Annotated in this window: 13 protein-coding genes; 6 read left to right on the top strand and 7 right to left on the bottom strand. The window is 38.2% G+C overall.

The window, feature by feature from the left end; genetic code table 11:
• Nucleotides 1-2: 2 nt before the first annotated feature.
• From FHR28_RS03190 to hemJ, 3 genes are all read left to right on the top strand, one after another.
• Entirely contained in the window at nt 3-3,737 is a 3,735-nt protein-coding gene (locus tag FHR28_RS03190) for a DUF4132 domain-containing protein (RefSeq protein WP_374759605.1), read from the top strand.
• 448 nt (nt 3,738-4,185) lie between these two features.
• The gene (locus FHR28_RS03185) at nt 4,186-5,418 is read left to right on the top strand and encodes a beta-ketoacyl synthase N-terminal-like domain-containing protein (protein ID WP_004723663.1); all 1,233 of its coding nucleotides are present in this window, start codon (nt 4,186-4,188) and stop codon (nt 5,416-5,418) included.
• An 81-nt stretch (nt 5,419-5,499) separates the two neighbouring features.
• Nucleotides 5,500-5,952 carry a protoporphyrinogen oxidase HemJ gene (hemJ, locus tag FHR28_RS03180; RefSeq protein WP_166781908.1) on the top strand — a complete coding sequence of 151 codons (453 nt, stop codon included), beginning with the start codon at nt 5,500-5,502 and terminating at the stop codon, nt 5,950-5,952.
• Between the two features lie 34 nt (nt 5,953-5,986).
• On the opposite strand, the gene FHR28_RS03175 is transcribed toward hemJ, so the two are convergent.
• From FHR28_RS03175 to FHR28_RS03150, 6 genes are all read right to left on the bottom strand, one after another.
• Nucleotides 5,987-6,508 (bottom strand): SMI1/KNR4 family protein, encoded by a 522-nt coding sequence (locus FHR28_RS03175; protein WP_166781907.1) that lies wholly within the window; start codon nt 6,506-6,508, stop codon nt 5,987-5,989.
• Between the two features lie 5 nt (nt 6,509-6,513).
• Nucleotides 6,514-7,623: an acyltransferase family protein gene (locus FHR28_RS03170; RefSeq protein ID WP_166781906.1), complete on the bottom strand. Its 1,110-nt coding sequence runs from the start codon at nt 7,621-7,623 to the stop codon at nt 6,514-6,516.
• Between the two features lie 252 nt (nt 7,624-7,875).
• The gene (locus FHR28_RS03165) at nt 7,876-9,306 is read right to left on the bottom strand and encodes an amino acid permease (protein WP_004723666.1); all 1,431 of its coding nucleotides are present in this window, start codon (nt 9,304-9,306) and stop codon (nt 7,876-7,878) included.
• Nucleotides 9,307-9,491: 185 nt separating this feature from the next.
• Nucleotides 9,492-9,863, bottom strand: a complete 372-nt coding sequence (locus FHR28_RS03160; protein ID WP_216076319.1) for a RidA family protein — start codon at nt 9,861-9,863, stop codon at nt 9,492-9,494.
• Nucleotides 9,864-9,873: 10 nt separating this feature from the next.
• Nucleotides 9,874-10,998 carry an alanine racemase gene (alr, locus tag FHR28_RS03155; RefSeq protein WP_166781905.1) on the bottom strand — a complete coding sequence of 375 codons (1,125 nt, stop codon included), beginning with the start codon at nt 10,996-10,998 and terminating at the stop codon, nt 9,874-9,876.
• Nucleotides 10,999-11,082: 84 nt separating this feature from the next.
• Nucleotides 11,083-12,342 (bottom strand): D-amino acid dehydrogenase, encoded by a 1,260-nt coding sequence (locus FHR28_RS03150; RefSeq protein WP_004723669.1) that lies wholly within the window; start codon nt 12,340-12,342, stop codon nt 11,083-11,085.
• 139 nt (nt 12,343-12,481) lie between these two features.
• Between FHR28_RS03150 and FHR28_RS03145 the strand changes: the two genes are divergently transcribed.
• Together FHR28_RS03145 and FHR28_RS03140 are read left to right on the top strand one after the other, a co-directional pair.
• Entirely contained in the window at nt 12,482-12,946 is a 465-nt protein-coding gene (locus FHR28_RS03145; RefSeq protein WP_004723670.1) for an Lrp/AsnC ligand binding domain-containing protein, read from the top strand.
• 31 nt (nt 12,947-12,977) lie between these two features.
• Nucleotides 12,978-13,142 carry a hypothetical protein gene (locus FHR28_RS03140; protein ID WP_166781904.1) on the top strand — a complete coding sequence of 55 codons (165 nt, stop codon included), beginning with the start codon at nt 12,978-12,980 and terminating at the stop codon, nt 13,140-13,142.
• Nucleotides 13,143-13,280: 138 nt separating this feature from the next.
• On the opposite strand, the gene FHR28_RS03135 is transcribed toward FHR28_RS03140, so the two are convergent.
• Nucleotides 13,281-13,928 carry an HAD-IA family hydrolase gene (locus tag FHR28_RS03135; RefSeq protein ID WP_171527295.1) on the bottom strand — a complete coding sequence of 216 codons (648 nt, stop codon included), beginning with the start codon at nt 13,926-13,928 and terminating at the stop codon, nt 13,281-13,283.
• 102 nt (nt 13,929-14,030) lie between these two features.
• Between FHR28_RS03135 and FHR28_RS03130 the strand changes: the two genes are divergently transcribed.
• Nucleotides 14,031-14,798 carry a hydroxymethylpyrimidine/phosphomethylpyrimidine kinase gene (locus tag FHR28_RS03130; protein ID WP_004723672.1) on the top strand — a complete coding sequence of 256 codons (768 nt, stop codon included), beginning with the start codon at nt 14,031-14,033 and terminating at the stop codon, nt 14,796-14,798.
• Nucleotides 14,799-14,865 lie beyond the last annotated feature (67 nt).

Raw genomic sequence — 14,865 nt, 5'->3', positions numbered from 1 at the left:
ATATGACATATATGCAAATAAATGAATTATTTGCCCCATTTAGCCTAGATACAGCTCAAAATTTACAAGATATTTTTAAACCTTTAGTCGATATTGATGCTGATTTACCAGCCCAAACCTTAAAATTTGTAATCACTGGTGAAAATCCAGAAATATTACTTGTTTTTCAAAAACTCCCTGATGATCAAGCCACGGCCCTACTGGGTAATCCTGGCACGTACAATTGGTATAGACCCAATTTTCATATTAATCGTCAGCAAGAGCACATGGCTTATCATTCGCAAAATGCACGTCAAAAGTTATATGGCGTAATTTTTGACGAGCTTGATCATGCGCAGATTGTACGTTTTGCAAAAGTGTTAGAAGCAACAACCAAACGACTTAATTTTATTAATTTTTATGAACAAGCACCTGTTTGGTTTTTATATTTTATCGTCGATGCATTAAACACAACTTATGGTGTTGGTTTTAAAGCTTTAGGACAGTCGCAAAATATCAAATCTCATTGGACCTTACAAAAACTCTTTGAATTGCTTGAAAGTGAAAAAGAATGTTTCGAACAACATTTATTACTGGTCTTATTTGAACGTAAGAATCTGAGAAGTCACGATTTTGATCGCTTACACTTGCTTTTTAATTTGAAAGACACAGAATCTTTTTTAGCAGAACATGCAGATGAATTGATTGAAAAAATTCCCAATTTAACCAGCAACGGGATTCATACATTCTTAGATTTCTTGCAAAAACATGGCGATTTATACGATAAACTTAGCAAACTCATCGTACGACTTTCATTGCATAAAACCAAAGCCATCAGTGATAAAGCTTCGCCATTATTGAGCATCATCGATCAAAATATCGTTCAAAAACATATGCGTTATTTCTTATTTTCAGGGAATAGCCAAGAACGCTCTGCGGCAGCGGAACTTTTTGCACGTTTAGGGCAAGATCATGCTCAACTTTTAGAAAAAGCCCTTAATGAAGAAAAGCAAAAGTCAGTACAACAAGCCATACAAATGGCATTACAAAGACTAAAACCAAGTGAAAAAACTCAGCTTGAACAAGTCAAACTGCCTGACTTTGTAGCGTTGGTCGAGAAAAAACTTCCTGAATCTTTTACTGAAATCATATTGGAAAATTATCAAGAAATTTTAACTAAAGCAGAGCAAAAAGCATTATTGGAAATTGAGAAAAATAAAACCTCAGATTATCAGTCACGACATTTTCAAAACTACTTTAAAAATCGGACATATGTCAAAAAAACCAATTTAGAATCAGTTGTACAACAGTTAAATGGTGAAATAGAACGTAAATCATTTGCTTATGATTTTGAGATTATTCATTATAAAAACCGCATAAAAGAACAAAATAATTATACGATCTTCCATGCACTTCGTTCATTCCACTCTGAACGTGGAAATCTATATTGGGAAGATTTATTTGATATATTAACAACAGAACAGACAGCAACACTCGATTTAAAACAACTTGCTGATGCCATGCATCGGACCAAATTCAGTCAAGCTGATCGTTTAATTGCTCAAGGTATGTTAATGGATGAGTACAATATGTTGTCTCATTATATCGTTGACCCTGAAAAAATTTGGCCATTTTTTGCCGATCATCAAGCATTTTTAACAGAAGCTTTAGGTTTAACACCTTCTCTTTTCAAAGACAGTTGGCAGCAATTTAATCCCCAAAAAGCAATCAATATTTTAAGATATTTCCCACAAGTGCCAAGTGAGTTTATTCCCAAATTATTAGAATTAGCACTTGGTGAAAATAAGAGCTTACGCTTTGATGCACAACAGGCTTTGGCAAAAATTCCAGACATCCATCTACAAGCCATCACAGCACTTGAATCTGGTAAGCAAGAAGTAAGAATTGCTGCAATTGAGTGGTTGGCGCGTTTGCAAAATCAAGATGCATTAAAACCACTGAATACTTTGCTGAATAAAGAGAAAAAAGAAATCGTTCGAGCTGCACTTTTAACGGCATTGGAAAAGCTCGGACAAGATATTAGTGCTTATCTCAAGCCAGAAGTACTGCTTAAAGAAGCAGAAGCTGGGCTAAAAGGTAAATTGTCAGTGAGTTTTAAATGGTTTGATTTTGAAACTTTACCAAAAGTGAAATGGCAAAATAACACAGATGTTGACCCCAAAATTATACAATGGTGGGCGATTTTGGCAGAAAAATTGAAGGAACCAAAAGCCAATCAATTGCTACAACGTTATGTAGGATTATTGAGTGAAAAAAGCCAACAAGAACTTGCAAATTTCGCCCTACAGAGCTTTATTACTGAAGATACTCGTGGCCCTAGATTGGATCAAGCAACAGAATATGCTGTTAAAAATGCGCCACAACGTTTACAACAGTATCGCAATGCTTATCAGGCTTGGGCGAAAAATGACACTTATTATGCATACTATGGGACGATTACACTTGAAGAAGTCATTACAGAAATCAAAAACATTCAGCTTTCTTGTATTTTAGGTTCAGCAATCAAAAGTAAAGGTTTCTTAGCACTGGCATTTGCAGCTCAAGGAAGTTTTGCAGTAAAACAAATACAAGATTTTATCAAACAGCACTATACGCGCCGAGCTCAATTAGAAGCCATGATTAGTGCATTATCCATTAGCGATAACCCGTCTATCACCCAACTATTGCTTTCACTTTCACGTCGTTACCGTACTGCTTCGGTACAAACACTTGCAAACACATTGGTTGCTGAGATTGCTGAACGTAATCAATGGACAAGTGATGAGCTGGCTGACCGTACTATTCCAACAGCAGGTTTAGATGAAAATGGAGTGTTACAGCTACAATATGGCTCACGTAACTTTAGTGCCATTGTCGATGATAAAGACAAATTCATTCTTAAAAATGAAGAAGGTAAAGAAATTAAAGCACTACCTGCTGCCCGCCAAAATGATGATGAAAGCCTGATCAAAGAAGCCAAAGCACTGTTTAGCACCAGTAAAAAAGAGTTTAAACAAGTGGTTGATATGCAAACAGGTCGTTTGTATGAGGCGATGTGTAGCGAACGTCAGTGGAATGTTGCTGAGTGGCAAGAGTATATCTTTGCCCACCCAATCATGAGGCGCTTAATCCAAAAACTGATTTGGCTTGAAATCAAAACCAATGATGAAAAAATCAGTTTTAGACCAAGTGATGATGGTGCATTACTGAATTTAGATGATGATGAAGTCGAGCTGAGCACAGACAGCAAAATTCAAATTTCTCATGCGGTTTTGGTCGGTGAAAAGGAAGCAAAAGATTGGATTGCACACTTTAAAGACTATAAAGTGAAATTCTTATTTGAACAGATGACCCATCACCTACCAAAGCTTGAAGATGATAATGTCACTGAAATTAAGGATCATAATGGCTGGCTTACAGATACCTTTACCCTCCGTGGTGTTGTAACCAAATTGGGCTATCAACGTGCCAGTATCGAAGATGGTGGTTCATTTGATCGCTATACCAAGCCGTATAAACAGTTGGGTATCGATGTAGAAATTACATTTAGCGGAAGTTATGTACCAGAGGAAAATATTCCTGCTGTCCTTTATGAACTGACTTTTAGTAAAAAAGCCAGCCGCTCTTGGAACAACAATGAACTTCCACTTAAACAGATTCCACCAATTTTATTGGCTGAGAGCTATGCAGATTATTTAAAAGTTGCTGCATCGACATCAGGTTTTGATCCAGAGTGGGAAAAGAAAACGCCTTGGTAATTCATAAAGACAAAGAAATTTTGTTGAGGCTTGCTACAGGCTATAACAGTTGTATTGCAACCGATATGATTACTGTTGATGGTCATCATATCGGTTATATGGATAATTCAACTCAGCAGGTAAAGAGAAGCCTTGTTCTACAATAGGGATAAAACACCATGCTTATCCCAGCAATTTAAAATTTATTTCAAAAATTAGTGCTTCAAACCATCTCTGCTAAGCCCTGCTTATGGATGGTTTTGCCTAATTGATGTAAATATCCATCATGAATTCATATTATTATAAAAATAATAAATATATTTATTTTCAGCTATTTAATTAACTTTTAAGCATACAATATATTGTTTTAAATGATGCACAAGAATCAATATCTTTCGCCATTGAACTAAAAAAGTAAACGCGTTTAAATGTAAACATTCATTCTGTATTCTAAAATAAAGGACTTTGCATGAACCGTCGTGTTGTCATCACTGGTATGGGCATTAACTCATGTATCGGTAATACATTGGAAGCTGTTAAGCACTCTTTGGAAAATGGTATTTCAGGGACACGTCATAATTCAACTTACGAAGAACTTAATTTTAAAAGTCATGTCAGTGCCGCAGCAGAACAAGATTTTGATGGTATTGACCGTAAACTCAAGCGCTTCATGGGCGTATGTGCAATGTATGCCTACAATTCAGCGCTTGCAGCTGTTGAACATGCTGGCTTAACACCAGAGCAATTGGGCGGTAATCCTCGTTACGGTATTGCAGGGGGTTCAGGTGGTAACTCAACGGCGTCTGTTACAGAGATGGTTAAACTTTTAGAAGAAAAAGGTGCGCGTAAAATTGGCCCATTCTTCGTACCACGTAATATGTCAAACACCATTACTGCCAATGTCGGTGTTGCATTTAAATTACAAGGTGTTGCTCATTCAATCACCAGTGCTTGTGCAACTTCAGCTGATGCGATTGGCTATGCTTACAACCTGATTCAATTGGGTAAACAAGATTTAATGTTGGCCGGTGGCGGTGAAGAAGATCACTGGTCACAAAGCTTATTGTTTGATGCAATGGGCGCACTATGTTCTAAATATAATGATGCTCCAGAAACAGCTTCACGCCCATACTCAGCTGACCGTGACGGTTTTGTGATTGCGGGTGGTGGTGGTTTCGTTGTACTTGAATCACTTGAACATGCTCAAGCACGTGGTGCAAATATTCTTGCAGAAGTTGTTGCTTATGCTGCAAATTCGGATGGTGCGGATATGGTTGCACCATCGGGTGAAGGTGCGACCCGTTGTATTTTAATGGCTTTAGAAGAAGCTAAACAACATGGCGTAGATAAGGTTGACTATGTCAATACCCATGGTACTTCAACACCTGCTGGTGACGTGACTGAACTTCTTGCGATGGGTCGTGCATTTGGTGAAGGTAATGTTCCACCATTAAGCTCAACCAAGTCTATGACAGGTCATAGTCTGGGTGCTGCTGGTGTTCAAGAAGCCATTTATTCTGTATTGATGATGCAAAATGACTTTATCGCGCCAAACATCAATGTCACTGAACTTGATGAAGGCACAAAAGGTTATGACATCGTACTTGAAAAACGCGATACAAAATTGAATACTGTGATGAGTAACAGTTTCGGTTTTGGCGGTGTCAATGCTTGTCTCATTTTTAAAAAATGGGAAGGCTAAACAAAGAATTGTCGATCATCCAAATTAAAAATAAGTTTGGATGATCGACATCTCGCACACTGCCCTTAAAAGGGTAAATTGATGGATGCTCCTTCAGAAGCTTTCCTTTGGGTAAAAGCTTTACATATCATTGCAGTCGTGTGTTGGTTTGCAGCACTGTTTTATCTCCCGCGTTTGTTTGTCTACCATGCCATGAGCGATGACAATATAAGTCATCAGCGTTTCGAAATCATGGAGCGTAAATTATATCGGGGCATTATGTGGCCTTCGATGATCGCAACATTAATCACTGCACATTTTCTTGTGGACTGGGGTGATGCAACACGTCATTACCATGAAGCTTTATGGTTTTATCTAAAAGTCGGTTTAGTTGGTCTTTTAGTAATTTACCACTTTGTTTGTGGCTATTACCGTAAAAAACTGATTGGCAATGCACATTATAAATCGCATAAGTTTTGGCGATTTTTCAATGAGATGCCAACCCTGATTTTATTTGCAGTGGTGATTTTAGTGGTCGTTAAACCAACATTTTAACTTGTAGATAGAAACCTCCTAAATGGAGGTTTTTTTATTCATCTCGATTGGGTAAAGGCGGATCATAAGCATCACCTAAATATTGAAAATCATCTTGTAACCAATACCAGTATTGCCCTTTATTCAAATATAACTGATGTAAAAGCGCAGTAAAGTTCTGGGCAAGAATAGGTGAATCACCAATCGTTGCATGGGTTTCAAAAAAGCTATCATAACATTGACCTCGTCTAGCTTGCGCCGTATCAATACTGATGTATTGACTCATTTCATCTACCTTTGCAATTAAAAACCAGTCATGACTGATATCATCATTTTCCAATTCCAAATCGGTTGATTCGTCTGAGAATAAATAAGTATTAATCGGTATAAATTGATGACTCGCGACGATTTCAATTGAATAAGCTTCTTGTGGAAAAAATTTTATTCCATTGGTTTCACGATAAAAGATCTTCACATCATCAGGAATATTTTGTGGCAAATTTTGTGCTAACTGTGCAGGATGCACCTCACAGCTTGGATCTTGTTTTATGGTTTCTATTAACTGCAATATTTCCATTTTTATCACCCATTTTTAAGTAAAACTTGGCGTATTTTTCTGTTCATCGGTGTTGAATAATACTTTTCAATGGCCCAACTCAATACAAAAACAGCAATAAAATAAATTGGTAATAGCATTAATTTTTCAACAGCTAAGGTTTCTTTGGGAAAATAAAAAACTTTAAATAAACCCAAGATAATCAAATGAAACAAGTACATTTCATAACTACGTTGTCCAATCCACGCTACACCTTTTGACAATATAGAGCGAGATTCAGTATATGGGTTCTGAGCAAAACAGAAGATCAACATTGCTGACAATAGAGCAAAAATGCTGATTCCCCACGTACTAACCTCTTTGATTGGTGCATATAAATAAACAGCGGCCATCAACAAAACAATGATTGGAACCACGATTTTTGAAACCTGTATTTTTTGTCCCATCCGCTGAGTCATTAAAGCAGTTAAGCAACCCATCGCAATTCCGTCAAAACTTGAGAAGTAATGATAAAGATAAGCCCCGCTTTCCTCAGCAAAATGCAATGAACGGAAATAAGGTGCATAAATGATGATTGCCAATAAAAATATAATAAAGCCTTTACCACGGCCTAATACAACACATAAAATTGGAAATGCTAAATAGAAGACTTCCTCAACAGATAAAGACCATAGCACGCCTAGCGCATAATTCACCCAGCCATTTTCAATGATCAGGATATTCATCCAAAACGTAAAAGCAGAAAATACAGTTAAGCCATAAGAGACTTCAATACCGTTTGGCGCTTGATTGATAAAGGGTTTTAACCCCATTGCACCCAGTGCCGTCACCAGCGCCACCAGTAGGACCAAACAAGGCATAATTCGGGCAATACGGCGGATATAGAAATCTTTGAGCTTAATCTGCGCGAGTGTGCCACTTCTTTGTAAAGTATGTTGGGTGATTAAAAAACCTGAAATCACAAAAAATAGGGTCACACCATAATTACCATTGCGGGCAATTAAGGTACTTAAGCTTTCGCCAAAGATTGGTATACCTAGAAATGTGTCATGCAGTTTATAAGGAATATTAAAATGGTGGAGAAGTACCAATAAAATTGAAATTCCACGTAAGAGATCGATCTTGTTATTGCGCATATATGCTGTTGTTTAGCGTAAATGATGCTATTAAACGTGCTTTTTATTTTTATTTCAGTAATTTATTTTGAATAATTTGTTAAATTTCACATTGAACCTATGCAATCAATCACGGATAAAACCAAAAAGTTGAGTATTTTATATTTAATCTAAGCGTTTAATTTTTAAATTTAATTTATATCAAAAATTTTCATATCATAGTTATTCAGGAGATGATCTAACACCATCTCCTGATCAATTGAATATTCAACATTAAAGCTGCTGATTACGCTTTTTCATACGCGGTTTATACATCATTTGATAGGTCACCGCTAAAATAATCACCCACAATGGGCTGATGATTAAAGCTTTTAAAGTATCAGGCTCTAGACTTAAAATCACCAAAGTAAAAGCAAGGAAGATCAAAACAAGATAAGACATCCATACACCACCCGGCATTTTAAAGTTTGATTTCTCATGCAATTCTGGGCGTAATTTACGGTAGCGTATATAACACACCATAATAATACTCCAGATACTAATGAATAAAATCACACATAAAGAACTGGCTAAGGTAAATGCTTCAACGGTATTTGGAACAAAATATTGTAGTGCTGCACCTGCCATAATAAAGCCACAAGAGAACAATAAACCTTTTGCAGGAACGGCGCGTTTAGACAGTTCAGCCAACTTAGTCGGTGCTTGCCCTTCTTTGGCCAATCCAAACAACATACGACTGGTCGAAAATACACCACTGTTCATCGATGACATTACCGAGGATAAAACCACCAAGTTCATAATCACAGCCGCTGCACCAATACCAGCATGTAGAAACAATGTGACAAATGGACTTTGATCCGCAGGAATTTCATTCCAAGGGGTTACCGACATCACGATAAAGAGTGCCAATACATAGAACAAAATAATACGGGTCGGAATCGCATTGACCGCTTTAGGTAAGTTCTTTTCAGGATCTTTGGTTTCTGCCGCCATAGTACCGATCAGCTCGACACCGACAAAAGCAAACAAGGCAATTTGGAAACCTGCTAAAAAGCCACTTGCGCCTTTCGGGAACATGCCACCATGCGACCAGACATTGCTAAAGCTTGCAACTGAACCTGTCGGTGCTTGGAAATGGCTCAACACCATATAGCCACCAATAAGAATCAATCCGACAATGGCTAAAATTTTGATCAAAGCAAACCAAAACTCAATTTCACCAAACAACTTTACCGTGAGGAGATTAATACCCAATACCAAGAGTACGCATCCTGCACTAATTAAGGCTTGTCCCATGGGGGTAAAGGCGGTTCCGTCAGGAAGCCAAAAGTTGAGATAATTGATAATTGCAGCTAAATCCGCAATACCCACTAAGATCCAACCGAGCCAGTATGACCAGCCAATATAATAGCCAGCACCCGGACCAATTAAGTCATGTGCCATATCAATAAAGGATTTGTAGTGCAGATTTGAAAGTAAAATTTCACCCAATGCGCGCATCAGGAAAAAGAACATTGCACCAATGATCATATAAATGATCAGAATTGAAGGGCCTGCAAGGGAAATGGTTTTCCCTGAACCCATAAATAAGCCTGTACCAATTGCACCACCAATCGCAATTAATTGTAGGTGACGATTGGATAATTTCCGTTGTAGCTCATTTGGCGACGATGGTACGTCATCTGAATGGCTTGAAGTTGTCATAAAAATATCCTTTTTGACAATTTTTTGGAGGTAAAACCCGCTTGTGGCATAAGAACATTCCCGTTCTATTGTTCTACCTAACGCGAACTGGGCCACATGGTTTACATGTGACCAGCTTTAATTCGGGGCAAATACTGCTTTAATTATTGACAATAATCAATTCTACTTTATGACAAGAGATTAATTTATGCCTGCGCCGCAATAACTGCGATCTCAATCAACCAATCTGGATTAACCAAATCCGCTTGAATCGTTGCGCGAGATGGTGCAACACAGCCTTCTAACCAATCAATCCAAATGGTGTTGAACGTTGCAAAATCATCTAAATTTTTGATGTAGACATGAGCAGACAATAAACGTGATTTATCAGTATTTGCCTCAAGCAATAACTGATCAATCGTTGCCAAGATTTCTTGAGTTTGAGCAATAATATCCTGTTGGGTGTTTTTAGGAACTTGGCCTGACAAATAAACCACTTTATTGAAAATGGTGACTGCACTCATCACTTGATTGCTGTTGAGTTTTTGAATGTCTGCGTGTTGAACGTTGTTTGACATGTTGATGTCCTTATTTTGAAATTTTAAAATTGACCCGTGCAGTTACACCACACATGAGCTCATAACCTACGGTTCCAGAACTTGCTGCAACTTCATCAATCGGCAGTACAGTTCCATTTGAAGACTGTCCCCAAAGTACCACTTCACTTCCAACACGAGCATCTGGGATATGGGTTAAATCAACCGCTAACATGTCCATGCTGACACGACCAATAGTTTGGGTTCGTACAGAATTAACCAATACGGGTGCATCCATAGAAATACGTTGGTAACCATCTGCATAACCACATGCCACAATACCGATTTTCATGGCTTGGGTTGCCGTGAATTTAGATCCATAACCCACTGTTTCACTCGGCTGTAAATCTTGAATTGCAATGATTTCACTGCGTAAACTCATGCTTGGTTTAAGATTCCAATCTTGAATTGAATGTGTTGGATAGTCTGGAGAACTGCCGTACAGCATAATCCCGCTACGAATATAATCTGAACGTAAATCTTGTGAATGTCGGAGAATGGCCGCACTATTTGAAACTGAGCGCTCACCGTCTAAATCTTGAATGGTTTGTTCAAAAATAGCCTGCTGGTATGCAATCCCAGATTGCCCCAAACGCTCACCATCTGCATCTGAAAAATGCATCATATGTGTGATAGATTTCACCACATCGAATTGCTTTAATCTTTGCCACATTGCCCGATACGCATCAGGTTTAAAACCAAGGCGATTCATTCCTGTATTCATTTTTAAAAATACATCGAATTGCGTCTGTGCTGGATTGTCTTTGAGAGATTGGCTTTTAAATTGTTCTAGCCAATTCACTTGATCTTCATTATGTAGGCTAAAACTTAATTGATACTTTTCACAATCCAATAAATCATCTGCTGAAAAAATGCCTTCTAAGAGCAGAATTGGACCTGTCCATCCCGACGTTCTTAGGCGTTTTGCTTCATCGATATCCAACAAAGCAAAACCATCTGCGGATTTGAATGCATCATAGACACGTTCAATACCGTGTCCATAAGCATTGGCCTTGACCACGGTAAAAACTTTACTTTGTGGCATAAATTGACGGGCGACATTCAGGTTATGCAACAAAGCATCCTGATGAATGACGGCAGTAATTGGTCTAGGCATTTTATTCATCCCTGAATATTAATTGGCGTTGTAAATTATTTATCGCTAAACAATTTATTTATCACTGTTTTAACAACGTGGCACTTAAGCAGCGTGTGGATAACGCTGAATAGATAAACCTTCGGTACTGATATCGGTTTGATGATTAAGCACCAAATCACTAATCAATTTTCCTGAACCACATGCCATCGTCCAGCCTAAAGTGCCATGTCCAGTATTAAGGAATAAGTTTTTAAAACGTGTTGCGCCAATAATTGGTGTGCTGTCTGGGGTCATTGGGCGAAGACCGGTCCAAAATGACGCTTGTGCCAAATCACCACCCGGGAATAAATCTTGGGTCACCATTTCCAATGTGCCACGGCGATCCGCATTTAAACCATGATTAAAACCGCTTAATTCTGCCATTCCACCAACACGAATACGTTGATCAAAACGAGTAATCGCGATTTTATAGGTTTCATCCAAAACTGTAGATTGTGGTGCAAATGTTGGATCAACAATTGGAATAGTTAAAGAATAACCCTTCACTGGGTAAACAGGTAAATTCAATTCCAGCGGCTTTAAGAAATCACGTGAATAGCTACCAAAAGCCAATACATAGCGATCAGCAGTTAACACTTCACCATTGACCACAACACCTTTGATTTCATCACCTTCAACCACCAATCTTTCAACATTTTGGTTGAATTTAAACTCGACACCTAAACCTTTGGCTAAATTGGCTAAAGCATTGGTAAATAAATAGCAGTCGCCCGTTTCATCATTTGGAAGATGTAAACCACCGACCAATTTATCTTTGGCATGTTCAAGTGCTGGTTCTACTTTAGCAAGATCATCTTTAAGCAATAACTCATGTGGAACACCACATTCTTTAAGTACAGCAATATCACGCTGAACCATTTCTAATTGAGCTTCATTACGGAAAACTTGCAATGTGCCTTTTGAACGGTTTTCGTATTCAATGCCAGTATCTTTACGTAATTCTCTTAAACAGTCACGACTATATTCTGCAACACGGGTCATACGTTCTTTGTTGATCGCATAACTTTCTGAGTTACAGTTTTTAAGCATTTGCGCCATCCACTGTAACTGCCACATACTGCCATCGATATTAATCGCAAGTGGCGCATGATGTTGAAACATCCACTTAACCGCTTTAAACGGAATACCTGGGGCAGCCCACGGTGTCGAATATCCTGGAGAAATTTGACCTGCATTACCAAAGCTGGTTTCTTCAGCTGGACCTGCTTGACGGTCTAAAACTGTAACTTGTGCTCCTTGCTGCGCGAGGTAATATGCACTTGCTACGCCAATCACACCACTACCTAATACTATTACACGCATTTCTTATCCTTTATGCATTTACTAGTTTATTTCACTAGTATATTTTTGGTTCAATAGTTTATTTCACTATTTTTAATGCTAAAATTTAGGTGTTTTAATTTATTGTCGTGAAAAATGATTAAAAAAAAGGGAATAATTGATGCGTAAATTAGACCGTATAGATCGAATGATTTTAGATATTCTTCAAAATGAGGGTCGAATTGCCATCAGCGAATTGGCTTCACGGGTCAGTTTATCGACCACACCTTGTTCTGAACGTGTCAAACGTTTGGAGCGAGATGGCATCATTATGGGCTATCATGCTCGTCTAAACCCGAAACATCTTGATCGTAACTTATTGGTTTTCCTAGAAATTAGTTTATCTGCAAAGTCTGGCGATGTGTTTGAACAAGTGGCCAAAGACTTAATGGAAATACCAGAAGTACAAGAGTGCCATCTTATTTCGGGAGATTTTGATTATTTAGTCAAAGCCCGACTAAAAGAAATGAGCGCTTACCGACGCTTACTTGGTGATTTACTTAAAAAACTTCCATCCTCAGCCTCATCACATAGTTATATTGTGATGGAAGAAATTAAGGAATCATTGTATTTGGATGTGCGTTAATTCCATCATTTTTACCTTTAGATGGATTGACTTGCTACCCATTTCACATTTGAATATCTCTCCACATCAAACCCATGTTTTATTGGAAGTAGATCGTAAATTTGGCGGTGATTGGTTTAAGCGTTTAACGATTCCACATCATGCAGTATCTCTACCCAATTTAGTGAATAACATTAAAAGACTACTGGGGATTTAGTCCCTGTTTAAATGTGTGATTGCTACTAACTAACTATGTGATTACGAGTAAAATCCCCAACCGAGAATATTTTATCGATGTGTTGGGGATGATTAAGGTGAATTGGAATTATCTCAAAAGTCTGAACTAAAAGCAGATTTAGAGCAGGTTTAACAATTCAGAGAACTTCTCAATTCTTGCTTTGGGCGCTGCTTCGTCCAACTCTTGTTTTGAGCCATATCCATACTCTACCGCAATGGTTTCAATCGCATTTTTACGTGCACCAAAAATATCATGTTCCCGATCTCCCACCATCAAACACTCTTCTGGATTTAACTTTTCTTTTTCAAGGATATAAGTGATTAACTCACCTTTATTGGTGCGCTCGCCATTTAACTCACTGCCATAGGGATAATCAAAATATTTTAATAAATCAAAATGATCTAAGATTTGACGTGCATAAACTTCAGGTTTTGCGGTGGCTAAAAACAGTCGATAGCCCTTACTTTTTAAGGCTTCCAAGGTTTGTGCAACATCATCAAAAACATGGTTTTCAAATAGGCCAGTTACAGCAAAGCGTTCACGATAACCCAATAAAGCTTGTTCAGCTAAAATATCATTTGCTTCAACATTGAGTAGCTTTGCCAATGATGCCTTTAACGGTGGACCAATAATCCAGTCGATATTTTCACTGTCAGGAATCGGATGCCCAACCTTTGCAAGTCCATAACGTGCAGATGTCGTAATGCCTACTTTTGGGTCGGTTAATGTGCCGTCGAGATCAATTAAAATATTCTTTATCACCATCCAATCCTTTAAATCTGTGTTTGAAACAATTATCAAATTACTATCGAGTGTTCTCGTAAACTTGCCTATACTAACGTAAATTTGTGAATTAAGGACATCATCGTGCGCCCTACTGTACTTTGTTTTTCAGGTCTAGACCCTTCTGGTGGTGCTGGTATACAGGCTGATATTGAAGCGATTGGTCAAAGTGGCGCACATGCGGCAATTGCTTGTACAGCATTAACCATTCAAAACTCTCAACAAGTTTTTGGTTTTGAAGCCAGCTCCAAAGAACTACTGCTTGCTCAGGCCAATGCAGTTGTTGGTGATTTACCTATTAAAGCCATCAAATCGGGGATGTTAGGAACCACAGACAATATTGCTGCACTGGCTGAGTTTTTACGTGAACATCCAGATTATCTATATGTACTTGATCCTGTTTTAGTGGCAAATAGTGGTGGTTCACTGGGTAATCAAGAGACTTTGGTTAAAGCCTTTATCGAACTGATTCCTCTGGCAACAATCATTACCCCAAATACTGTGGAATTACGCGCCTTAACAGCAGAACAAGACATAGAAAAAGCCACAGCCAAACTGTTTGAAATGGGCGCACAAGCTGTTCTGGTAAAAGGTGGTCATGAAGATACCCCAGACTATATTCGCAACGCCTTGTATGTGAATGGTGAAATGATCGCTGAATCTAAATGTCCCCGTTTAGAAGGTGAATACCATGGTTCAGGTTGTTCATTGGCAAGCTTTATTGCAGGACGTTTAGCACTAGGAGACCCGCTTAAAATCGCGGTACAACATGCTGAAACATGGTTATTTGGTGTATTGAAAAATGCTGAAACACCGATTGAAGGTGGGCAAAAAATTCCAAAGCGCTTTTAAATGTTGAATATTACTCTGCACTTTTGAAAATAGCATCCAAGTTTCAATAAACAGCTGAAACTTGGAA

Source organism: Acinetobacter sp. BIGb0196 (assembly GCF_011759595.1).
GTDB lineage: Bacteria > Pseudomonadota > Gammaproteobacteria > Pseudomonadales > Moraxellaceae > Acinetobacter > Acinetobacter guillouiae.
The sequence above is the reverse complement of the archived record's forward strand: the minus strand, read 5'-3'. Positions and strand labels throughout refer to the sequence as shown.